The organism is Streptomyces sp. NPDC040589 (genome assembly GCF_055594445.1).
In genome coordinates this window covers 664,274-687,272 of sequence record NZ_JBVIWP010000004.1, presented here as the reverse complement: position 1 = coordinate 687,272, position 22,999 = coordinate 664,274, and the positions used below count along the sequence as shown (strand labels likewise).

Sequence of the window (22,999 nt, the reverse complement as noted above, 5' to 3'; positions counted from 1 at the left end):
ATCTCAATTGGCGTTGTGGGGCGGCCGGGGCCGCCAGGCTGGGGCCACCGGATGAGTGCGGTGGCCCAGCCGGATGTGGTCAGCGAGGGCCGTTCAGGCGGCTGCTGATTTGTTCGTGGAGTTCGTGCGGCAGGTGGGTGGTCCAGCGGTCGGCGGCCTCGGCGGCCAGGTCGCGGCTCCAACGCCAGCTGTTGCGTGCCGCCGTGCGCACGTCCTGGTCGCGGGCGGCAGCCGTGGTGGCGACGTAGCGATGACGGTCGGTGTCGGGCAGGTCCTGTTCGAGCGCGCGGCTGGGGGTGAGCCAGTGGGCCGTGCTGTTGCGCAACAGGCGGCAGAGCTGCAGTTGCTGGGGCGCGATGACGGTGTGCAGCAGGGCATGGGCGCGGGCGATCTCGCCGCGGGCCAGTACGTGGGCGAGCATGAGCGTCCAGTTGGTCAGCTCGTCGGTGAGCTGCTGGGCGGTGGTCACCGGCTCGGGCGGCTGGAAGGTGGCCAGCTGCCGGGCCGCCTGGATGAGCCGGCCGGTGCGGTCGAGCAGGACGGCGTCGTCGGGGCGGGGTAGGTGCACCATGCCTTGCCAGGTGGGGACTTCGTCGATGCCGGGACCGGCGGGGGTGAGGTGAAACTCGCCGCGCATCAGGTCGTCGAAGACGACGGCGAGGATGCCGTACATGTTGGTGTAGGAGAGCTGGAGCGGTGCGAGCTGTGCCAGGAAGCCGGGGCCGTCGAAGTCGGCGAGGCGGTCGTCCTGGATGTAAAGGTATGCCTCGATGTCGGAATGTGCGTCGGCCTCGCCCACGGTCCACGAGCCGTAGAGCAGTACGCCCTCCAGCCGGGTGTCGGTGTGGGCGAGCTGTCGCAGGCGTGCGATGCGGTCGTCCAGAGCGGAACGGGCAGAGTGAACGGACATGGTGTGGTCGTGTCTCCTGAGGTGAGCGTGCGGGCACGCTGACGGAGCCCGGCACCTGCCGGGCGAATGTCTGTGGACCGTCGCGGCCCGCTCAGGAGAAGTTGCCCATGATCGAGATCATAGGGGGACGGCTCAGCCGCCAAGTCGGCGGAAGCAGATCAGGGTGGCCGCGATACCGGCGAAGGCCAGGAAATGCTCGGCCTGACGTTCGTAGCGGCGGTGCAGGCGACGGCACCCAGACAGCCACGCCACCGTTCGCTCCACGGTCCACCGGTGGCGGCCCAGCTTCTGGGAGGACTCGATGCCTCTGCGGGCGAGGCGCGGGATGATGTTGCGCAAGCGGAGCCATTTCCGCAGGTGGTCGTAGTCGTAGCCCTTGTCTCCATGGAGCTTGCGGGCCGCCGGCGGCGGGGCCCGCGCCGGGAACGGATGGGAGATATGCCCCGTACCAGGGGTTCAAGTCCCTGGCTGTCGTGCGTGTTCGCGGCGGAGATACCGATCGAGAGGGGCAGACCGGTCCGCTCGGTGATCAAGTGGATCTTTGAACCCTTCTTGCCGCGATCTACGGGATTCGGACCCGTCAAGTCCCCCCTTTCATCGCGCGCATGTTCACCGAGTCGATGGCGCACCGCGACCAGTCCAGCTCGCCTCTGGCGCCGAGCTCGTCCAGGGTCCAGGACCAGGCGGTGGAGTTCCCCCACACACGGGCCCGGCTCCACTCGGTGAAGCGGCGGTACACGGTCGGCCCAGACGGGCCGAAGCCCGGCGGCAGCTGCCGCCACGTGCAGCCTGTCGTGGCCACGAACACTATGGCCGCCAGCACCTGCCGCTCCCCATACCGACGTCGGCCCCCACCCTGCGGCCTCACCGGAGCGACCGGCACCACCCGCTGGAACAACTCCCATAAAGCGTCCGGCACCAGACACTCCACCATCGCCATCACGGCACCCAACCTAACGATCCCGCCAGTTGAGACGACGTCTTAACCGCACTGACACCCAGAGAGGAAACTCCCGCTCGCTGAACACCGCTTGGCCCCACTACGTACTGAGGGCATCCACAGGTGACAGCCATAGGACGACCCACGTCGACGCGCCCGCTAACCGCCGCGCACGCGACGGCCGGTCGATGCGGAGGGCAGCAATGGGAAGTCCGGCTCTGACGTGGACGCTGGCGGCCGTCTCCGTACTCGTGACTGTCGTGAGCGCAGCCCGGCTCGCCGCGGCGGACAGCGGAGAGGCCCGGTTCGCGGCCGGAGGCGACGTCGTCATGGCCGGTGGCATGGCCGCGATGTTCCTTCCCGCGACGGCAGCCAGCTTCGGAGACCACGGCTTGTGGTGGGTCACGGCCTTCACCACCGTCGGCCTCGGCGGTGTGGCCCTGTCCGTGCGCCACGCCCGGCTGCACGGCTGGCAACACGGTCGCCGCTGGGCACACCACGTCATCGGCAGTGCCACGATGGTGATCATGACGCTGGCCATGCCTGGCACCGACTCCGCGCCGGCTCTGGCTCTGGGCGGGCACTCGATGGCGGGCATGAACCACGGACATGGCCAGGGGTCCGCCGGGACGTCCGACGCCTCCGAGATGGTGGGCCACGCCGGGATGGAGGGCATGGAGCACTCCTCTGGGATGACCTCGCACGACATGACGGCCGGCGCCGCCCACAGCGCTGCGGCGGGAGGCTCCGCTTCTGTGTGGCGTGCCGTTCTGTTCGCTCTTGCCGTGTACTTCCTGCTATCGATCGTCGCGTCCGTCTGGGCACGACTGCGCGGCACGTATCGGCAGTCGGGTGCGGGCCGCGGCGCGGGAAGGGGCCGCTGGGCACGGCGGCTTCTCGCCCTGCCCGACGCGATCGTGGTGTTCGTCGCGTCCCTCGCCCTTTCCGTATGGGACAAGGCCCGGCCAGGAGGGAACAAGCGCCGGGCACACGCGGCAGCAGGCAGCCGCCGTCGCCCGCCGGGTACGTCACCGGGCGCAGCGCTGACGGCCCACATCGGCATGGGCGGCACAATGTGCGCCATGCTCGTCATGATGGCCGGCTGACGCCTCCGTCGCCCCGACTTCCCTACGTCACTCATTGCCGTGAGGCTGCGGACTCCGCCCGGGCGTCCCGCCCGGGGTGTATGACTCACAGGCCGAAGCTCCTGCGGACAGTCCCTGGAACCATCGGGGCACCGCAGGGCGTACGTGCACGCCGGAGACTCCGGTAGGGAGTCTCCTGCGTGGGGAGATACCGCTCAGTGGGCGCCGCTCGTCTCGACGGCGAGGCGCTTCGTGAACGCATTGCCGCCGTCCTTCGACTCGTACACCCCGGTCTGGGTGGCTGCCAGGATGTGCTCAGCGTCGACGGCGGTGAGAGCCTGGGGCTGGCCGCCCGGCACGGTGGCGGCCTTCTTCCAGGTGCTGCCGCCGTCGCTGCTGCGGTGTACGCCGCCGGAGGTGTCGATGCCGTACAAGGCGTCCTTCGCCGCCCAGGAGAGGAAGGCCATCACGGGCTTCTCACCCTTGGCGAAGGTGCTGCCGCCATCGGCGCTCCGGGCTACGCCGTCAGCGGTGGTGGCGAGCACGATGTCGGGTTCCTGCGGGCTGACCGCGATGTCGATGGCTTCCACCCGCGCGCCCTCCTTCCAGGAGACGCCGTCCTTGGTCGTGCGCACCAGACCGTTGGTGGAGTCGTAGCCGTAGACCGTGCCGTGGGCGAAGTCCAGGGCGTGGAAGTCGGACTCGCCGGACAAGGACAGGGACTTCCAGGTCTTGCCCGCGTCGGTGCTCTTGATGAGCCCCTTGTTGCCACCGGAGGTCGGGTGGCCGCTGGCGTAGAAGGTCTTCGCACCGGCCACGGTGAAGCCCATGAAGTCGTCCTTGCTGTTGCCGACCAGCTCCGGCTCCCCCTCGGCGTCGGGGGTGTAGACGCCTTCGTGGGTGGCGACGTACAGGCGCTGGTCGGCGGGGTCCAGACCGAGACCGTGGATGTGGCTCACGGTCCTCCCGGACGCGGTGGAGCCGGTGGAGTCCGAGTCGTCTCCACTGTCGGAGCAGGCAACCGGGGAGAGAGTGAGAGCCAGGGCCGTGGCTGGCATGGCGGCAAAACGCTTGTTCATGATTCCTCGCGGGCGTGCGTGCGCACCGGAGCGGCGACGGCCGATCGCGGTGACGGTAGCAAGGAGGATGACCGCCCGGGCTCCTCGGGCGCGCTCCTTGGAGCCAGCCAGGTGTGGAAAGGGGCTCTGGTCAGTGCACATGCGGGCCACCCGTCGACTGCGGTTTGCCTCGCGGGACAAGCCCCAGGGACACGACGGCGCCGATAGCGGCCGCCACGGCGCACACCGTGAACGCGTCGCCGAAGCCTTCCACCGAGCCACGCTCGAAGCCGGAGGCTGCGACGGTCGAGACGACGGCGACGCCGACCGAGCCACCCACCTCGTGGAAGGTGTTGACGACTCCCGAGGCGAGCCCTGCCTCCCGGTGCCCGACCATGCCCAGAGCGGTCGTGGTGGCGGTGACGAAGACCGCGCCGAGGCCGAGGGAGGCGATGACGAAGCCTGGCAGAAGCCCGCCGTACACACCGCCGGTCTCGGACAACCGGGTCAGTGGGATGGTGCCGACGACCGCGACGGCCATGCCGGCGACGGCCGTCGGACGGCTGCCGATCCGGCCCACGAGCCGGGAGGCGAGGTGGGCACCGATACCGGTGCCCACGGCGACGGGCAGGAAAACCACGCCGGTCTTCAGTGCACTGAAGCCGCGGATGTGCTGGAGATAGATCGACCCGAGGAAGAAGTACGCGATCAGCAGGCCCGTGGCGATCAACATCAAGAACGCTCCCGCCAGCACCGGCCGCCGAGTAAACATCCGCAGGTCCATCAGTGGGGCGCGACTGGTTCGTTCGACCCCCGCGAAGGCCGCGTATGCGACCGCCGCACCTGCCAGCGGCAGCAGGGTCGAGGCGGCCGCCCAGCCGGCGTCCCCCGCTTTCACCAGGCCGTAGATCAGGGCGGCCGTACCCGTGGTGACGAGGAGCGCACCAGGTACGTCGAGCCGCGCGGGCTGCGGGGCCCGGGCCGGCACGAGGGCGGGCAGGGCGACCAACAGGAGCAGTCCGACCGGCACATTGACGAAGAAAGCCCACTGCCAGCCGGGACCGTCGGTCAAAGCCCCGCCGAGGAGCACGCCGGCCGCCGAACCGGTGCCGCCGATCGCCGCCCAGACACCGAGGGCCTTGGTGCGTTCCGCACCGTGGAAGGTCGTGGTGACGATGGACAGCGCTGCCGGGGACAGCAAGGCCGCGCCGACGCCCTGGCCGATCCTGCCACCGAGCAGTGCCGGGGCGCTCTGGGCCAGACCAGTGACCAGTGAGGCGGCGGTGAAGAGAGCGAGGCCGACGAGCAGGGTCCGGCGGGCGCCGAGAGCGTCGGCGAGTCGGCCGCCGAGCAGCATCAACCCGCCGAAGCAGAGGGTGTAGGCGGTGACCACCCAGGTCAGCGTCTCCCGGCCGAGGCCGAGGTCGGCCGCCATGTCGGGCAGGGCGACGTTCACGACGGTGACGTCGAGGATCAGCATGAACTGGGCGAGGCAGATCAGTGCGAGGGCTGCCCAGCGTCGCAGGTCGGCGGGCGGAGGAGTGTCGTGTTCGGCCATGTGCGGGGCACCGGCTGCGGAGTGGGTCATGACGAGTCCTTCTGGTGCGTTGTTCCGGTCGTGTCCGCGCCTCGGGACGGCGCGAGGAGAAGGGCGAGGAGCACACCTGCCGCCGTGACGCCTGCTCCGGCGGACATCGCTGCTCCCATGCCGTCGACGAAGGCATGGCGGGCAGCTTCGGCGAACGAGGCTCCGGCCTCGCCGGGCAGGCGTTCGGCGAGTGCGAGCGCGGTGCCGAGGGAGTCCTTGGCGGATTCCAGGAGTCCCTCGGGAACAGGGACAGGGGTGGCTTCGAGTCCGCTGCGGTAGCGGTCGGAGAGCAGGCTGCCCATGACCGCGACTCCGGTCGCCGCTCCGAGTTGTATGGCGGCGCTGTTGGTGGCCGAGCCGACGCCGAGGTCGGTTTCCGGCAGCGAGCCGACGATGGCGTCGCTGGTGGCGGTGATGACGAACCCGGCGCCCGCTCCCAGCAGCAACATCGCCACAAGCGCCAGGTCGTAGCCGTCCGTTGCCTCGGTGGTGGCGAGCACCGCGGCGGAGGCGGAGAGTAGGGCGAGCCCGCCGGCCGATACCGTACGCATGCCGAGGCGCGGCGCGAGGACACCCGCCAGCGGGCCGGCGACCAGCAGGGCGAGCGCGGCGGGGCCGAGCCGCACTCCGGTCTGCCCGGCGCTGTACCCGAGCACGAACTGGAAGTGCTGTACGGCCACGAAGAGCGTGCCGATCAGCGTGAACGCTCCCAGCAGGACCAGCAAGTCACCAGCCGCGAGCGCACGGTGCCGGAAGATCCGAGGCGGCAGCATCGGCGAGGCGGACTTGCGCTGCCAGGCGACGAAGGCGGCCAGCAGGAGGGCGCCCGCCGCGAAGGCGGCCTGCACTGCGGGGCTCGTCCAGCCGCGGTCGGGCCCCTCGATGACTGCCCACAGCACACTCGCCACGGCCACGACGGACAGCAGTGCCCCGGCCGGGTCCAGCCGTCCGCTCTCGGGGGCGCGGGAATCGGGCACCACGAGGGCGGCGGCGATCAGACCCGCGATACCTATGGGGAGGTTGATCAGGAACACCGAGCCCCACCAGTAGTGGCTCAGCAGCCAGCCGCCCACCATCGGCCCGATCACCGTCCCGACGCCGACGGCCGCCGACCAGATGCCGATCGCCTTGGTGCGGTCGGCACCGCGCGGGAATACGTTCCCGATGACGGCGAGCGTGGCCGGCATGATCAACGCCTCGCCGACACCCATGGCTCCACGCGCTACCACGAGGGTGGTGACCGAGCCGGCATAAGCGGCAACCACGGACGCCACCGTGAACAGCGCCAGCCCCGACATGAAGATCCACTTGCGGCCGAGCCGGTCCGCCAGACTGCCGCAGAACAGCACCAGACTGCCGGACATCAGCGCATAGCTGTCGACAATCCACTGCAACTGGCTGGTGGAGGCGCCGAGCTCACCGACGAGGGTCGGCAGGGCGACGTTCAGCACGGTGGTGTCGAGCCCGACGACCAGCAGGCTCACGCTCACGACGGCGAGGGTGAGCCATCGCCGGACCGGCGGGTCGCCAGTCTGTGGTGAAGCGGTCACCGGATGAGTCACAGAAGGCACGGGGTCCCCTTTCGCGCGCACGGCCTTGCTCGACCGGCGTTCCGATCTGAACCGTACCGTTCAGTTCATATGAACTCAACAGTTCAGTTCAGCTGAGTGCTAGGGTCGAGGTCATGAGCGTGGACAGCGTCAAACGGCCCCCCAGCGGGCCCCGCGCAGAGCTCAAGCGGCAGGCCATCCTGCGGGCCGCCCGCGAGCTGTTCCTGCGGGAGGGCTTCGGCGTGGGAATGGACAGCATCGCCGCCGAGGCAGGCGTCTCCAAGGTGACCGTCTACAACCACTTCGGTAGCAAGGAAGCCCTGTTCACCGCGGTGATCACGACCGCGCTCGACGAGCCGCTCGCCGGAGAGTCGTCGGCCGCGCTGGAGGGCCTGGCCGAAGCCGGGGACCTGCGGGCCGCCCTCGTCGAGGCGGCCCGCACCTGGGTCCACGCCGTCCGCACCAACCACGAGGTCACCGCCCTGCGCAACCTCGTCGCCGCCGAGCTCCACCGCTTCCCCGAGCTGGGCGAGGCCTGGAGACACCGCGGCACGGAAAGCCACCACCCCGCAGTCGCAGGCGCCCTGCGCACCCTTGCGGATCAAGGCCGACTCGTGATCCCCGAGCTACAGGTGGCGATCATCCAGTTCTACGGGCTTCTGGTCTTTCCCCACATGGTCTTCAGCTCCTACGGCACACATATCGACGAGGACCTGACCGACCGTCTCATCACCAGCGGCATCGACATGTTCCTGGGCCACTACAGCCCACAGAGCACATAGCGGCACGCCCCGTCGAGACCACCGAAACGGCGCTACGACAGGCCCAGCACGCGCATCGCCAGACCGGCCGTCGGCTTGGGACCGAACGAGGTGGACTTCCGGGGCAACAGCACGCCGGCACCGGCCAGTTCCCACACCGTGTCCTGACTGATCGCCGGCATGAGGAGCGCGCTGCCGCTACCAGGAGCGGACACGGCAGCCGTGGCCTGGCGGATGTCGTGGAAGTACGTCACGGCACCGGGCAGGTCGGGCACGGACCAGGCGTGGCGGAGCAGCAGGTGGTCGCTGACGGCAGCGGGGAGCTGCGCCCACTGGCTGGGACGATCCGCCAGGGCTTCTTCCAGGGCTCGAGGATCAGGATGTGTGATGCTCCAGGCCTCTCCCCCGCCGGTCAGTATGAGTTCGCCGGGCTCGGGCGGATGCGGTCCTCCTGGCAGCGGGAGTACTCGGGCCACTTCGGCCGCGTTGCGTGCGGCTTTCTCCGGTTCCAGTGCCGGCAGCAGTCGATGGATCGCGGAGAGCCGAAGCGGAGACGTGACGGTATCGACCAGGAGAGCGAGGCTGCTGGTCCACGGGCCTGCCGCATCGCCGCTCAGCTGGAGGCAGGCGGCGTGGCGGTGGTGGCCATCAGCGATGAGTGCCTGCCGTACGGACAGACCACTGACCAGACGGGCGAGTTCCGCGGGGTCATCGCAGGCCCACAATATGTGGGTGATCTGTCCGGTCCGGGCGACGGCGACAGGCGTTCGGCGGGTGGTGTGGTCCACGAGCTGTGCGGTCGTCGACTCTGTGCCTCGGTGGGCCAGCAGCAGCGGCTCCAATTGGGCGCGCAGCCCTGACATATGGGCGGCGCGCTGCCTGACCACACGAGCCGACACCTCTTCGTGCGGCAGCAGTTGTCCCGCCTGGCGTGGCAGCAACAGGTCGCCGATGAGGCCACGTTGGAGGATCCGGGCGCCACGCTGTTGCTGGTAGACGTACAGTGCGGGCCGCTCGTCCCGGCGGAGTACGCCGCGTCGCAGCCAGCGCGCCATTTCGCATGCGGCGCCATGCGGTGCGTCCGCGTACAGCAGTCGCGCCACGTGGTGCGGGTGGCGTCGGAGCGCGCGGACCCGGGCTGGGTGAAGGTTGTCGTGGGGCGAGGCGAGGAGCTCGGACGGGTCGCCGACACGGTCCGCGTCGTAGCGCACTGCCCGGAAGGGGCGGAGCTGCAACGGGGTCGGCTCGGGGAAGGGCACCGCAGGAGCGGGCATGAATGACTCCTGAAAGAGGGCAGAGCCCAGTAGGGGCGGGGCACCGTGTGGTGCCCCGCCCCTGGGCCGGAGGGTTGGTGGGTCAGACGGTCGCGGCGAGCGGCTCGGAGGCCGGCGGCGCCAGTCGGCCGGTGCGGTGCAGGCCGTACAGGGCGGCCGCGCAGGCCAGGCCGAGCGCGCACAGCGTGATCCAGGGCAGCGCGGGCAACCCGGCCGCGCGGGCGGCGTCGAGCGCGGCGCCCGTGCCGAGGTTTCCGACGGTGATGCCGATGCCGCAGATCGTGTTGTACAGCCCGTAGTGGGTGGCGACGAGGCGGTCACCGGAGAGGCGGACGATGGTGTCCATCTCAAACGGGTAGGCGATCATCGTGCCGATGGCCAGCAGCAGCGCGGCGAGCGTCGGCGGAACCGCCGCGAGCAGCCACAATCCGACCCCTGACTCCGGTACCGGCACGGCGGTGGCGAGCAGTAGGGGCACGAAGGCCAGCCCCATCGCTGCCAGTCCGCGCACGAGTGCCTGTCCTGGCTCGTACCGCGCCTTGCACCACGCCGTCACTCGCGTCTGACCGAGGATCGTGGTCAGCCCGGAGACGGCGAAGAGCATCGCCACGGCCGCCGTGCCGGACTCCCCGTCGCCGCCGAGCCGGCGCACCTCCAGCGGCAATGCCAGGTAGACCTGGAAGGACAGGACGTAGGAACCGATCATGGCGATGGAGAAGAGCAGGAACGGCCGGTTGGCGAGGATGCCGCGCCACTGGACGAGCACACCCTGGCCGGCGTGAGCGTCCTGCCGCTTGGCGTCCTGTGACCTCCTGGCGGGCAGCGCGCGGATCTGTACGACGCTCAGCAGGGCGAAGATCCCGGCGGAGACCAGGCAGGTGATGCGGAAGTCCACGCCGGTCAGCACCATGCCGGCCAGCGGGCCGAGCAGAATGCCTGCCTGGTAGAACACGTTGAACAGGGCGAACGCCTCGACCCTGCGCTCCCCCGCGTCGGCCGCGAGGTACGCCCGCACGGCCGGGTTGAACAGCGCACCGGCCAGCCCGGTGGCCGCGGAGGCGGCGAGCAGGGCGGGCAGGGAGTCGACGAGTCCGAGCGTCGCGAAGCCGAGGGTGCGCAGCACGCACCCGGCGACGATCAGCGGCTTGTAGCCGAACCGGTCGGCGAGCGTGCCCCCGACCAGGAACATGCCCTGCTGGCTGAAGTTCCGTACGCCGAGGACGAGTCCCACGATCCAGCCGGCCAGCCCGAGCGTTCCGGAGAGGTGGGCGGCCAGATAGGGCATCAGCATGTAGAAGCCGAGATTGATGGTGAACTGGTTCACCATCAACAGCTGGACGCTGCCTTCGTACGAACGGACCTGGGTGAGCAGCCCCTTCACCGGTCCTCCTCCGAAGCGTCGGCCTCGACATCCGATCCGCCCTGGGCGCCTTGCAGGGTGAGGGGATCGACGACCGTGGTGCACCGGGTCCAGCGGGTGACCTCCTTCTCGTCCAGGCGGCCGAGCAGCTCCGGTTCGGGTGACGGTGGCGACTCCAGCAGGCCGTGGGCGGCGCAGTAGTCGTCGTCGTAGACCGTCCCCAGGTAACGCTGCGGACCGTCGGGGAAGATCGCGACGATCCGTGCGTCCGCCGGCATCGTCCGGGCCAGCCAGCCGGCCACCAGCGCGACCGCGCCCACGCTCCAGCCACCGGTGGCGTAGTGGGAGGCGGCCAGTTGGCGGCACGTCCACACGGCCTCGTGCGGGGCGACCCAGTGCACCTCGGAGAAGTTCTCGTAGGCGACGTTGCGGGGGTAGATGCTGGAGCCGAGGCCGCGCATCAGCCGGGGCCGGGCGGGCTGGCCGAAAATCGTGGAGCCGATGGTGTCCACGCCGACGACGGTCAGCTCGGGGTAGAGCTGGCGCAGGACACGGGAGACGCCGGCCGAGTGGCCGCCGGTGCCGACGCTGCACACCAGCACGTCGATGTGGCCCATCTCGGAGGCGAGTTCAAGAGCCAGCGGTGTGTAGGCGGCGACGTTGTCGGGGTTGCTGTACTGGTCCGGGCACCAGGAGCCGGGGTGCTGCGCCAGCAGCCGCTGCACGCGCTCGCGGCGGGCCTGCTGCCAGCCGCCCGTGGGATGAGGCTCGGAGACGACGTTGACTTGGGAGCCGTACGCGGTCAGCAGCCGGGTCATGGACAACTCCAGCCCCGGATCGGTGACCAGGGTGACCGGATGGCCGTACACCATCCCGGCCAGGGCCAGCCCCAGGCCCAGGGTGCCGCTGGTGGACTCGATGATCCGTCCGCCGGGCCGCAGGTCGCCACGGGCACGGGCCCGCTCCACCATGTGCAGCCCGGGACGGTCCTTGATGCCGCCGGGGTTGAAGCCTTCGAGCTTCGCCCAGAAGCCACGCCCGGTCGGGGCCAGCGGCTCCGACACCCGCAGCAGCGGGGTGTTGCCCACCAGCCCGGACAGGGCGGACCGGCCGGAGGAGGTCGCGGCCTTGGTCAATGACTGCATGTCTTTGTGTTCACTCTCGCTCGATGAATACCTGTGCGGTTCATCTCGCGCGTCCTGGTCATGGGCGGACGATGCGTCCGCGCTCAGGCCATGGGCACGCGGCAGCCGTGAAGTCGGTCGGCTGCGAGCAAGTGGTCTAGATCCGCCACCGCGACGTGCGAGCGAGCGCCGCGCGGCCGGTGCGTGCGCTCCGACGTCTACGGCGGTCGCGCCACAGGAGGGGTTTCCCGGCCACCACGGACACGGCAAGGAGTACGACGGCCATCGCGCCGAGGGCACGTTCCTCGGCCGGCTGGGCCGCGGTGCGCACGATCACGTCCGCCGCACACTCCTCGGCCCCGTGGGGAGCGTGGGGGCCGTGAGGGTCCTTGTCCGCTGCCGTCGCGGAGAATGCGGCGGGCACGGACACCGACTCGTGCGTCTCCTCAGATACGCCGTGCAGGACGGCGCAGAGCACGAGCGCCATCACGAGGGCGCCGCGGATCGCCGAGACGAATCGGCGGGACGACGGTGAGCCGCATGGGGTCCGTAGGGCGTGCGAGGGCGTACGGGAATGGGTCGACACAGGTCCTCCGCGCTGCTGCCACGTCTCCGGCAAGTCGGAGTGAGGCGCAGACATGGGTGGGGGCAGGACGGCTTCGACGAACGGGACGACCCATCATGAGTCCGGGGCAGGACGCTCGTCGCGCGGTACCAGCCGAACCGGTGACATCCGGCAGGCCGGTTGGAGGGACTGCGTACCTCTAGACCTGCCGCACCACGGAGGCTGCTCTGAGAGCCACGGGAGACTCACCGTCCATGGGCCCACCAGCGGTCGGCCCTCGAACGGTCGAGGCGTCGTAGGAACTGGTCGATTCGCGAACCGACGCTGCAAAGCAGGGCGATACCAGGGCAGAAGCCTGCTGAGGCTGTCCGGATACGCAGTGCTCGCCAGGATGTGACGGCCCATGGCTCCCATGGTGATCGTCGGCATCCGCGGCGGACAGCGTCGGCGCGACGCCTGCATCGCGAACGCCGCCGTCCGACGGTGCGGTGAAGGCCGTTGCGCTGGTGGAGAGGTGTCCCTTGACACTGTCCACGTGCACGCCGTGCGTCACGAGGACGCCGAACAGGAGCACGGCCATGGCCAGTACGCGCAGCAGCGGACCCGCACCAGAGCGGGTCCTGACGATGCGCCAGGGCGACCAAGCCGTAATCATGCCGTGATCCTAGCGGCTCTCTGGAGGTGATCGACCACCCGTGCCGAAACACTGGGTTAACTCGTCAGATGAAAGGCTTGTTTGCTGCGGTGAGTGCTCAGGCGACCTGATCCGGCCGCCGTATTGGGGAGCAGCCCGCACCGGAACTGGGTGAGGGCTGCGCGCCTCAGTGTGCGTGCCCCGGCCTTTCCTCGGCCGACTCTGCCTGTGAGGGCTGCTCGGACTCGGCCACCGCGCCGCCCGCATGCACCGTGAAGGCTGCCGAACGGACCTTGCCCTCGTGCCGGAAGTCCAGGAACAGGCGGTACGCCATCGTGTGGCAGCCGGATCTGGCGAGGGTGGCTACTTCGACTCCAGTCGTCCCAGCGGGTGGGAGTCACCGGCGAGCGCGGCTTGCGCCGTTTCCCAGTCGGTGTGGTCGATGCCGGTGACGTGGCGGAGGTAAGCGAGGGTGACTTGCCGGACGAGGGCGACGCGGCCGGGATGTTCGTCGGTGGTTTCTGCTGCCGCGTAGCCCGCGATGCCGCCGAGGGAGTGCTGGCCGCCGTAGACCGTCAGCAGGCTCTTGCCGCTGGGGCTCAGGGTGTACGGATCGGTCGTCCAGGACGGTCCCCGGGTGGAGAGCGGGAGTTCGTCCTTGTCCCCGGCAACGACGAGTCCGGGCGCGGTGATGTGGGAGAAGTCCTGGCCGAGCAGCCAGGGAGCGCTCTCGAGGGCGAAGGGGGTCAATTCGTCGCCGCCCTTGCCGGCGGTGGCCAGCTGGACGCTGGCCATGACCCGGCGGTCGGACATGTCCTGCGCGATGCCTGTCGTCGGGTCCGTGACACGCAGGCCCACGAGGACACCCGCGGTCTGACCGCCGAAGGAATGCCCTGCCGCGACGATGCGGCTGCGGTCCACCCGGCCGACCAGGGCGGGTACGGACGCCTCCAGGTGATCGAGTTCGTCGAGGATCTGCTTCATGTCTTGCACGCGGTAGCGCCACATGTGGGGCTTGCGGGGATCGTCAGCGGGGATACCGAAGCGCTTGGAGTCGAGGTGCGTGGCCTGGATCACTACGAAACCATGGGACGCCCAGTGGTCGACCAGCGGCGCGTAGCCATCCAGATGCGAACCGAATCCGTGCGCGAACAGCACGATCGGCAGATTCGTACCAGTGACCGGTGCGGAAACGCGTACGGGCAGGTCCTCGCCGCGATACGGCGCGGGAAGCACGACCGGCTTGACCGACACAGTCGGGGTGAACGGGGGGTCCGTGAGGCCGGTCATCTGGCTCGCGGTCATTCTCGCGTACTCCTTCGTTCGGGCCTTCGTGCGCCAGGAGAGGAACCGGGAGAGCCCCGTGGTGAGGCGCACGTCGGTTACGCTAAAACCTGACGTTGACGTCAGAGGCAAGTCGCGTGACGGAAGTCGCACAGGAGACGAGATGCGCGTCGGAGAACTCGCCGCCCGGACCGGCGTCAGTGTCCGGGCCTTGCGCTACTACGAGGAGCAGAACCTGCTCAGCGCCGAGCGCAGTTCCAGCGGCCAGCGCCACTACCCCGAGAGCGCGGTCGACCGGGTCCAGCTCATCCAGCAGCTGTACGCCGCCGGGCTGTCCAGCAAGACCATCGCCGAGCTCCTGCCGTGCGTCATCGACGGCCGTGCCACACCCGCCCTGCTCGAGCGGCTGGCGACGGAGCGCGGTCATGTCGACCAGCACATTACCGATCTCCTGCACGCCCGGGACCGGCTCGACTCGGTCATCACCGCCGCCACCAGCAACATGCTCACGGGCATGCCCTGCCGACGGAAGGCCGGAGTCCACATCCAGCGCTGACGGACGATGAGGGGCGTCGATTCGGCCGCGAGTCGTGCGTCGGCGCGACGGACGTCCCCGCGGCGCCGTCCGCGGAGGCGGCAGCCCGCGATGCGTCCTGCCAAGGCGGGTTATACGCGGACCCCTACGTATCCTCGGGCTGCGGGCTCCGGCGCCTTGATCCCCTACACCACCTCGCGGGACGCCATCCGTCAGGCCTGGGCCCGTTGAGCTGCTTGGCGTCGTCGTGCACCAGTGGCACCCACGTCGGTTGCAGCCCGCCGCGTGGCTCCTGGGCACCGTAAAGCGGCGATGCAGCAGAGCAACGCCTACCAGCCGCCGGCAAACCCGAATCCGGCTGCCGGCACGCCGGCCCACCACTGATGGGACGGCAGCGCCGGCTGTCGCTCGTCGGTAATGCACTGGCCCTTCAACCGCGCGCCAACCACCGCAAGGGCAGCTGCGCCGACACGCCGACGCCACGAGGCTGGCGGACAGAGGCCTCTGGTGAATCCACTCCTGCAAGCCGTCTCGCGGAATTTTGACCATGGAGGAAATACCCCCGGGGGGTATATGGTTACGGGCAACGTCCTGAGCGGACCACGCCTGAAGGCGCATAGGACCATGGGAGATGTCATGAGCGATCACTTCGGCCACGACCAGGCCAACCACGGCGTCCACGGCGTCCACGGCGGAGCCCAGCCCGGTGGCCTGTCAGTCTCCGAGAACGGGTACACGCTCGAGCTCGACTCGACGATCCTCACCGCCGACGTGCAGCCAGTCAGCTTCCGGGTGATCGGTCCCGACGGGCAGGCGGTGACCGAGTTCACGCCCGAGCACGAGAAAGAACTGCACTTCATCGCCGTCCGGCGCGACACGACCGGTTTTCAGCACGTGCACCCGGTGATGGACGAGAAGGGCACCTGGAGCGTCGAACTGGCCCTGGAACCCGGGGACTGGAGATTCTTCGCCGACATCCACCCGGTCGGCCACGACGGGACCATGACGCTGGGGATCGACGTCGCGGTCGCCGGGACGTACGACCCGCAGCCGCTCCCCCAGGCCACCTGGATCGCACAGATCGGCGAGTACACCGTCACGCTCGACGGCGGACTCCTGCCCGGCGAGCCGAGCGAGCTGACCCTCACCGTCAGCCGGAACGACCGCCCCGTCACCGACCTGCAGCCCTACCTGGCCGCGTACGGGCACCTGGTAGCACTGCGGGTCGGAGACCTTGGCTACCTCCACGTCCATCCGGAGGGCGAACCCGGTGACGGCACCACCGCGCCGGGACCCGAGATCGCCTTCATGGCGGTCGCGCCTTCGGCCGGCACCTACCGCCTGTACTTGGACTTCCAGCACAACGACGTCGTCCGGACGGCTGAGTTCACGGTTCAGACCACCACGACCACGCCCCGCTCAGACGCGACCTCTCAGGCCGCACCCGGGCACAGAGGCGACCACCACAGCGGCCATGCACACCACTGACGCATGACGGCCGCCGATCGCCTGCCACGGCACACGGCACACCCAAGGTGCGCTCACCTCATCGAGCCCACCGCCCCCGCCCATCTCCTCCATCGGAAGGAGCGCCATGCCCCGCCTGACCCGACTCACGCCCGACACGGCGGTCGGCGCCTCGCGCGACCTCCTCGCCGACCTGGTCTGCCGCCATGGCCAGATCGGTGACAGGTCTCCACGATGGCGCACTCGCCGGCCGTGCTGGGCGGCTACCTCCAGCTGAGCCGCGCCATGGGACGAGCCAAACTCGACCGAAGGATCAGCGAACGGATCTCGATCGCCGTCCAGGCCCTGCAGGGATGCAGGCTGTGCCTCGACTCGCATGTCAATGCCGCCCGCGCGATGGGAGTGGACGAGGAGGAGATCGAGCGAGCCCACACGGGCACCTCGGCCGATCCCGCGATCGCGGCGATCATCATCCTCGCCCTCCAGATCTATCGCGAGCCGACGTCGATCACCGACGAACAGGTCATCGCGCTGCGTGAGTACGGCTACAGCGACCGCGCGATAGCCGACGTCGTCGGCGTCGTCGCACTCAACATCCTCACCGGCGCCTTCAACCTGCTCGCCGGTCTCACACCCGAAAGCGACACCCGTGCCTAGGGACATCCCCGCCTGTACTCGCGGGGCACGGCCTCCACCCCGAGCCCGTGCCCCGCCGCATGGATACGGAAGGAACCAGCCATGCGCCTGTTCGCCGTCCGCGACTACCGTCACCTGTTCAGTGCCCAAGTCATCGCCCTGTTCGGTACCGGACTGACCACAGTGGCCCTCGGGCTGCTCGCCTACGACCTCGCCGGTCCGCGTGCCGGCATGGTCCTCGGTACCGCCCTGACCATCAAGATGGTCATGTACGTGGCCATAGCCCCTCTGGCTGCCGCGTACGTCGACCGACTCCCCCGGAGAACCCTCCTGGTCCTCCTCGACGTGGTCCGCGGTGCGGTGGTCCTGGCACTGCCGCTGGTCACCGAGGTCTGGCACATCTACGTCCTGATCGGCCTGCTACAGGCCGCCTCCGCGGCATTCACCCCGACGTTCCAGGCCGTCATCCCCGACATCGTCACCGACGAGTCCGACTACACACGTGCCCTGTCCGCGTCCCAGGTCGCCTCCACCATGGAGAGCCTGCTCAGCCCCCTGCTGGCAGCTGTCGCCCTGACGTTCATCAGCTTCGGCTGGCTGTTCCTCGGCACCTCCGCCGGGTTCCTCATCTCCGCCCTGCTCGTCCTCTCGACGCGCATCCCCGACGCCCGCCCCAGCACCCACACCAAGGCGTGGGACAAGGCGGCAGCAGGGATCAGGACGTTCCTCAGGACACCGCGGCTGCGCGGCATCATGGCGCTCAATCTCGTGGTTGCGGCGGCAGGGTCGATAGTCGTCGTGAACACCGTCAACTACGTCCGTGACGAGCTCGGCGGCTCGCATTCGGACGTCGCCTGGATGCTCGCCGCCTCCGGCACCGGAACCCTCCTGGCCGCCCTCACACTCCCCCGCGTTCTCGACCGGATCGCTGCCCGCACCGTCATGATGACGGGCGCCGGAGTCCTCGTGGGCGGCACGACCGCCGCGGTGACGCTCATCGCGGCCGGTCTCACCACCTGGACCGGTACGGCGATCATCTGGACCGTCGTCGGCATCGGCATGGCACTGATCATCACACCGACCGGCAAGGTCCTGCGCGCCTCCGTCGGACGGAACGCGATCCCCGAGGCATTCGCCGCCCAGTTCTCTCTGTCGCACCTGGCCTGGCTGATCACCTATCCCGTCGCGGGGTGGCTCGGCACGAACACCGGCTTCACTCTCGCCTGGTCCTTCCTCGCGGTCCTGGCCGGGGCGGGAGCAATCGGTGCCCTCCTCCTATGGCCGCGCCACGACGAACGAGGAGCCATGACCACACTCGCGGCACCCGACCGGCATGCGCCCAGCAAGGACCGGTCCGCCCTGGCCAAGGCCGCGTGAAGCGCCGCGTACAGCGCCCTGACTGTCTGCGTCGTGCACAGCACTTGCCGCTGGCCAGACACACCGAGAAGGCCGTCACCGGTCTGACGGAAGCGGCAGACGCTCCCCCGAAGACGGATGCCATCTGGCCCGACCTGCACATCACGTACGGCGGGATCCAGCCCGGGCGCGCCCCCGGACGGACCCCGCCTTACGTGTTCTCGCGGCTCAGGCAGCCACTGTTGGTGCATGCGAGCCTAGAGCAGCGGCGCCATGTCAACTGTGGTCACGATCGCAGCACAGGGTCGGCCGCTCGCGGAGATGCCCCTGTGGCGAGGCGTCACTGCCCCCTCTGGGTGGATTTACGCAACATGGACTCTGTCTGATCAGCCACCGATGAAGCCCTCAGGACGGCCCTTGAAGCACTGGCATGGGGGCGACACGCACACCCCGCCCGCGAACTATGTAGTCCCACCACATGTGCGCCTGACCTGCATGTTTCTACCGTGTGCCGACACGTACCCGTCCCCACCGCACACGAGGAAGTGGCGCCCATGGCCTCCGCAGCAACCGCTCCCCCGCCCCAGGGCAACCTCAAGCGCATCGTCGCCGCCAGCCTCATCGGCACCACCATCGAGTGGTACGACTTCTTCCTCTACGGCTCGGCCGCCGCGCTCGTGTTCAACAAGTTGTTCTTCCCGGACTCCGATCCCCTCGTCGGCACGCTGCTGTCGTTCCTGACGTACGCGGTCGGATTCGCCGCCCGGCCCCTCGGCGCGCTGGTGTTCGGGCACTACGGCGACCGGATCGGGCGCAAGAAACTGCTGGTGCTGAGTCTGCTGTTGATGGGCGGAGCGACCTTCGCGATCGGGCTGTTGCCGACGCACGCCACCATAGGGACGGCCGCGCCGGTCCTGCTCACCGTGCTCCGGCTGGTCCAGGGGTTCGCACTCGGCGGTGAGTGGGGCGGTGCCGTGCTGCTGGTGTCGGAGCACGGGGACGCGCGGCGGCGCGGGTTCTGGGCATCGTGGCCGCAGACCGGCGCACCGGCGGGGCAGTTGCTCGCGACCGGTGTGCTGTCCCTGCTGACGGCCGTCCTGTCGGACGCCGCGTTCGGCAGCTGGGGCTGGCGGATCCCGTTCCTGCTCTCCGGGGTACTGGTGATCGTCGGTTTGTGGATTCGTCTGTCTGTCGATGAATCGCCGGTCTTCAAGCAGGCGTTGGCGCAGGTCGAGGCCCGCAAGGCGGACCGGGCCGCGGAGGCGGAGAAGCTCCCGCTCGTCGCCGTGCTGCGGCACCATTGGCGTGACGTCCTGATCGCTATGGGCGCGCGCATGGCGGAGAACATCAGCTACTACGTGATCACCGCGTTCATCCTCGTCTACGCCACCACCTCGGCCGGCGTCTCCAAGCAGACGGCGCTCAACGCGGTGTTGATCGCCTCGGCCGTGCACTTCGCCGTCATCCCGGCGTGGGGCGCGCTCTCCGACCGGATCGGTCGTCGTCCCGTCTATATGGTGGGTGCCGTGGGTGTCGGGCTGTGGATGTTCCCGTTCTTCTCGCTGATCGACACCGGCGGCTTCGGCAACCTGATCCTCGCCGTCACCGTCGGGCTGGTGCTGCACGGGGCCATGTACGCCCCCCAGGCCGCGTTCTTCTCCGAGATGTTCGCGACGCGCATGCGCTATTCCGGAGCGTCCATCGGCGCGCAGTTCGCCTCGGTCGCGGCGGGCGCGCCCGCCCCGCTGATCGCGACCGCGCTGCTGGCCGACTACGGCAGCTCCACGCCGATCGCCCTGTACGTCATCGCCGCCGCCGTGCTCACGGTCGTGGCGGTGGCGGCGGCCAAGGAGACCCGCCACCGGGACCTGGCGGACGTCGCCCCTGACGCCGACGCGGACCGGACGACGGCCGCCCCGGCGGAGGACGCCCGGACGATCTGACTCTCCAGGATCCTGTCGGCCCAGCCCCCGTACGTCCGTGCCGGCCACGTACGGGGGTCAGTGCTGTCCGGGCTCCGACAACCGGTGCAGACGCAGGGCGAGTTGGATCTCCAGGGCGCGGGCCGGGGTCTGCCAGTCGTCGCCGAGGAGGCGGCCGACCCGCTCCAGGCGCTGGGCGACCGTGTTCACATGGACGTGCAGCTCGTCCTTGGTGCGGGCAGGGCTCATGCCGCAGGCGAAGTACGCGTCGAGGGTGCGCAGCAGTTCGGTGCCACGTCGTCGGTCGTACGCCACGACCTGGCCGATGGTGCGCTCGACGAAGCCGGGTATGTCCCGGTCGCCCGCCAGGAGCAGTCCCAGGAAGCCGAAGTCCTCGGCGGCGGCCCCGTCCCCGGAGCGGCCGAGCAGCCGCAGGGCGTCGAGGCAGCGCCGGGCCTCCGCGTAGGCCGTGGCCACGGTGTCGGTGCGGGTGGCGAGGTCCTCGGCGGGTGCGGAGGCACCGACGGTGACCGGTGTGTGGACCGCTGTGCCCAGCTGCCGGGCGGCGCGGCGGGCCAGGTCGGTGGCGCTGTCGCCGGGGCCGAGGGGCAGCAGCAGGACGGTGCCGCCGTCGCGTGCGGCGGCCAGGCCGTGCCGGGTCGCGGCGAGATGGGACGCCGCGGCCGCCAGGCGTCTGCGGGCGTCCGCCTCCTGGTCGGCGTCGGCCACGCCGCCTTCGAGACGCGCGGCCAGCACCACGTGGACGGCGTCGAGGTCGGCGTGCAGACGGGCCGCGCGCTCCCGCAGCAGGCGCGGGTCACGGTCGCGGGCGTCCAGCAGGTCGTCCAGCAGTTCGCCGCGTACGCGCTGTTCGGCCTCGGCGGCGGACCGGCGGGCGAGGAGGAGCAAGGAGGTGACCATGGCGGCACGCTCCAGGGTGCGCTGGTCGACGGGGTCGAGCCCCGGGTGGCCCCGCAGCACGAGGGCGCCGAGCAGTTCCCCGCCGGCGGCGACGGCTGCGATCCAGTCGTCCTCGAACCGCACGGCGTGCCCGTCCGCGCGAGACGATTCCAGGGCCTCGGCCGGTGTGGCGGCGGACTCGGTGAAGACGACCGTGCCGTCGAGGACCTCGGAGACCGCGGCGGCCACGTCGTGCACCCCGCCGCCGCGCAGGACCAGTTCGGCGAGCCGGTCGTGGACGTCGGAGGCCCGCTCGATGACGCCGCTGCGGTCCCGGATGATCTCGTTGGCGAGCTCCAGGTCGGCGAGGGCCGACCGGGTCTCGGTGAGCAGGTTGGCGGTGTCGATGGCGGCCGCGGCGAGGGCGGCGAAGGAGCCGAGCAGGGCGATCTGCTCGCGCTCGAAGACCCGGGCCCGGCGGTCCGCGGCGAAGAGCACGCCGATGACGTGGTGCCCGAGCATCAGCGGCACGCCGAGGATGGCCACGAGCCCCTCGTCCCGCACGCCCGCGTCGATGGTGCGGGTGTGCTGGAAGCGGTCGTCCTTGAAGTAGTCGTCGGTGACGTACGGGCGTGCGGTCTGGGCGACCAGGCCGCCGAGTCCCTCCCCCATGCCGAGCCGCAGTTGCTGGAACCGGGCCGCGACCGAGCCCTCGGTGACCCGCATGTGGGTGTCGCCTCTCGCCGGGTCGTTCAGGCTGAGGTAGGCGACGTCCGTGCCCAGCAGCGACCGGGCGCGCTGCACGATCGCCTGGAGCACGGCGTCGAGGTCGCGCAGCCCGGCGAGGTCGTGGGCGGTCTCGAACAGGGCGGACAGCTCGGCCTCGCGCCGGCGCCGTCCCTCCAGCTCCGTCCGCACGCGCAGAGCGAGCGGCTTGGCCCGCTGGAGCGCGGCGACCCACTCCGCTGACCGTCCTTCGGCGCGCGCGAGCAGCACCGGCTGCTCGTAGGCGTCGGCGGAGGCGCCCCGGGCCAGCAGCTCGAGGAAAGGCGTCTCCGGGTCGGCCGCCGGTGCTTCGGCGGTTCCGGCGGAGCGCTCGGCTGACTGCACGTGATCGCTGGACATGCTCACAGGATTCACCATGACCGGGCCGTCCCGTCAGCCCTGTGGATAACCCAGGAACCGACACAGCCGGGCCAGGAAGTCAATGAGCGGTCCAGCCGCCGTCGAGCACGAGCGAGGTGCCGGTCACGAAGGACGCCTGCGGAGCGCACAGATACGCCACGGCCTCAGCGACCTCCTCCGGTTCGATGAGCCGCTTGACGGCACTGTCCTGCAGCAGCACCTCGGACAGGACGCGTTCCTCGGGGATGCCGTGCGCCTGCGCCTGGTCGGCGATCTGCTTCTCGACCAGTGAGGTGCGCACATAGGCGGGGTTCACACAGTTCGAGGTGACACCGTGGGGTGCGCCTTCCAGGGCGGCGGTCTTGGAGAGTCCCTCCAGTCCGTGTTTGGCGGCCACATAGGCCGACTTGTAGGCCGAGGCGCGCAGCCCGTGGACGGACGACACATTCACGATGCGGCCCCACCCCTGGCCGTACATGTGGGGCAGTGCACCGCGGATGAGCCGGAACGGTGCCTCCAGCATCACGGTGAGCACCAGGTGGAAGGCGTCGGGCGGGAACTCCTCGATGGGGCGCACCAGCTGGAGCCCGGCGTTGTTGACGAGGATGTCGGTGCCCGCGGCGGCGAGTTCGGCGGCGTCCAGGTCGGTGAGGTCGAGGACGTGCGGTTCCACGGTGCCCGCGAGGTCGTGGCCCTGTTCGGCGAGCGTCTCCAGGCCCGCGGCGTCCCGGTCGACGGCTCTCACCTTGGCCCCGGCGGCCGCGAGCCGCAGCGCGCAGGCGCGGCCGATGCCGCCGGCGGCGCCGGTGACGAGCGCGGTGCGGCCGCCGAGGTCGAGCGGGGAGGCGTGGGGGGCCGGGGAGACACGGGGCGCGGTCATGCGTCGACCTTAGGAAGCGCCCCTGCCCGGCCCCATGTGGTCACG

At 70.0% G+C, this 22,999-nt stretch carries 19 protein-coding genes and 1 pseudogene; 7 read left to right on the top strand and 13 right to left on the bottom strand.

The genetic code is table 11. From position 1 onward, the window contains the following. Positions 1-79: 79 nt before the first annotated feature. Both ACZ58V_RS21005 and ACZ58V_RS21000 read right to left on the bottom strand, forming a co-directional pair. Complete coding sequence (locus ACZ58V_RS21005) at positions 80-910, bottom strand: nucleotidyltransferase domain-containing protein (RefSeq protein ID WP_471291339.1); 831 nt, start codon at positions 908-910, stop codon at positions 80-82. 132 nt (positions 911-1,042) lie between these two features. Further along, positions 1,043-1,844 (bottom strand): annotated as a pseudogene (locus ACZ58V_RS21000) (IS5 family transposase). Positions 1,845-2,053: 209 nt separating this feature from the next. Between ACZ58V_RS21000 and ACZ58V_RS20995 the strand changes: the two are divergent. Next, positions 2,054-2,956 (top strand): DUF5134 domain-containing protein, encoded by a 903-nt coding sequence (locus tag ACZ58V_RS20995; protein WP_468196184.1) that lies wholly within the window; start codon positions 2,054-2,056, stop codon positions 2,954-2,956. Between the two features lie 194 nt (positions 2,957-3,150). Here ACZ58V_RS20995 and ACZ58V_RS20990 read toward each other — a convergent pair whose 3' ends face one another. The 3 genes from ACZ58V_RS20990 to ACZ58V_RS20980 all read right to left on the bottom strand — a co-directional run bounded on the left by ACZ58V_RS20990 (position 3,151) and on the right by ACZ58V_RS20980 (position 7,071). Then, positions 3,151-4,014: a F510_1955 family glycosylhydrolase gene (locus tag ACZ58V_RS20990; protein WP_468196182.1), complete on the bottom strand. Its 864-nt coding sequence runs from the start codon at positions 4,012-4,014 to the stop codon at positions 3,151-3,153. A gap of 130 nt (positions 4,015-4,144) precedes the next feature. Beyond that, positions 4,145-5,581 carry an MFS transporter gene (locus tag ACZ58V_RS20985; protein WP_471291336.1) on the bottom strand — a complete coding sequence of 479 codons (1,437 nt, stop codon included), beginning with the start codon at positions 5,579-5,581 and terminating at the stop codon, positions 4,145-4,147. Next, positions 5,578-7,071: a DHA2 family efflux MFS transporter permease subunit gene (locus ACZ58V_RS20980; RefSeq protein ID WP_471291334.1), complete on the bottom strand. Its 1,494-nt coding sequence runs from the start codon at positions 7,069-7,071 to the stop codon at positions 5,578-5,580. The genes ACZ58V_RS20985 and ACZ58V_RS20980 overlap by 4 nt, the downstream gene beginning before the upstream one ends. 194 nt (positions 7,072-7,265) lie before the next feature. Here ACZ58V_RS20980 and ACZ58V_RS20975 point away from each other — a divergent pair, with 194 nt between their 5' ends. Beyond that, a complete protein-coding gene (locus ACZ58V_RS20975) occupies positions 7,266-7,913 on the top strand; it encodes a TetR/AcrR family transcriptional regulator (RefSeq protein WP_468196174.1) in 648 nt (215 codons plus the stop codon). Positions 7,914-7,945: 32 nt separating this feature from the next. Here the strand turns inward: ACZ58V_RS20975 and ACZ58V_RS20970 are convergent, their stop codons facing one another. The 6 genes from ACZ58V_RS20970 to ACZ58V_RS20945 all read right to left on the bottom strand — a co-directional run bounded on the left by ACZ58V_RS20970 (position 7,946) and on the right by ACZ58V_RS20945 (position 14,154). Next, entirely contained in the window at positions 7,946-9,166 is a 1,221-nt protein-coding gene (locus ACZ58V_RS20970) for a DUF1015 family protein (protein ID WP_471291332.1), read from the bottom strand. An 82-nt stretch (positions 9,167-9,248) separates the two neighbouring features. Continuing rightward, entirely contained in the window at positions 9,249-10,547 is a 1,299-nt protein-coding gene (locus tag ACZ58V_RS20965) for an MFS transporter (protein ID WP_471291330.1), read from the bottom strand. Beyond that, a complete protein-coding gene (locus tag ACZ58V_RS20960) occupies positions 10,544-11,671 on the bottom strand; it encodes a PLP-dependent cysteine synthase family protein (RefSeq protein ID WP_184842211.1) in 1,128 nt (375 codons plus the stop codon). The genes ACZ58V_RS20965 and ACZ58V_RS20960 overlap by 4 nt, the downstream gene beginning before the upstream one ends. A 136-nt stretch (positions 11,672-11,807) precedes the next feature. Then, positions 11,808-12,236, bottom strand: coding sequence for a hypothetical protein (locus ACZ58V_RS20955; protein WP_468196168.1), 429 nt, complete (start codon positions 12,234-12,236; stop codon positions 11,808-11,810). Between the two features lie 800 nt (positions 12,237-13,036). Beyond that, positions 13,037-13,183: a hypothetical protein gene (locus tag ACZ58V_RS20950; protein WP_468196630.1), complete on the bottom strand. Its 147-nt coding sequence runs from the start codon at positions 13,181-13,183 to the stop codon at positions 13,037-13,039. A 29-nt stretch (positions 13,184-13,212) separates the two neighbouring features. After that, on the bottom strand, positions 13,213-14,154 hold the full coding sequence (locus tag ACZ58V_RS20945) for an alpha/beta hydrolase family protein (RefSeq protein WP_468196600.1): 942 nt from the start codon (positions 14,152-14,154) through the stop codon (positions 13,213-13,215). Between the two features lie 142 nt (positions 14,155-14,296). Here ACZ58V_RS20945 and ACZ58V_RS20940 point away from each other — a divergent pair, with 142 nt between their 5' ends. The 5 genes from ACZ58V_RS20940 to ACZ58V_RS20920 all read left to right on the top strand — a co-directional run bounded on the left by ACZ58V_RS20940 (position 14,297) and on the right by ACZ58V_RS20920 (position 20,070). Then, positions 14,297-14,689, top strand: a complete 393-nt coding sequence (locus ACZ58V_RS20940; RefSeq protein WP_471291327.1) for a MerR family transcriptional regulator — start codon at positions 14,297-14,299, stop codon at positions 14,687-14,689. Positions 14,690-15,304: 615 nt separating this feature from the next. Then, positions 15,305-16,156, top strand: coding sequence for a hypothetical protein (locus ACZ58V_RS20935; protein WP_471291325.1), 852 nt, complete (start codon positions 15,305-15,307; stop codon positions 16,154-16,156). A 213-nt stretch (positions 16,157-16,369) separates the two neighbouring features. Continuing rightward, positions 16,370-16,792, top strand: coding sequence for a carboxymuconolactone decarboxylase family protein (locus ACZ58V_RS20930; protein ID WP_471291323.1), 423 nt, complete (start codon positions 16,370-16,372; stop codon positions 16,790-16,792). An 81-nt stretch (positions 16,793-16,873) separates the two neighbouring features. After that, a complete protein-coding gene (locus ACZ58V_RS20925) occupies positions 16,874-18,148 on the top strand; it encodes an MFS transporter (protein ID WP_471291321.1) in 1,275 nt (424 codons plus the stop codon). Between the two features lie 533 nt (positions 18,149-18,681). Next, a complete protein-coding gene (locus ACZ58V_RS20920; RefSeq protein ID WP_471291319.1) occupies positions 18,682-20,070 on the top strand; it encodes an MFS transporter in 1,389 nt (462 codons plus the stop codon). Positions 20,071-20,127: 57 nt separating this feature from the next. Here ACZ58V_RS20920 and ACZ58V_RS20915 read toward each other — a convergent pair whose 3' ends face one another. Both ACZ58V_RS20915 and ACZ58V_RS20910 read right to left on the bottom strand, forming a co-directional pair. Then, positions 20,128-22,074 (bottom strand): helix-turn-helix domain-containing protein, encoded by a 1,947-nt coding sequence (locus tag ACZ58V_RS20915; protein ID WP_471291317.1) that lies wholly within the window; start codon positions 22,072-22,074, stop codon positions 20,128-20,130. Positions 22,075-22,153: 79 nt separating this feature from the next. After that, a complete protein-coding gene (locus tag ACZ58V_RS20910) occupies positions 22,154-22,954 on the bottom strand; it encodes a 3-hydroxybutyrate dehydrogenase (protein WP_471291316.1) in 801 nt (266 codons plus the stop codon). Positions 22,955-22,999: the final 45 nt, after the last annotated feature.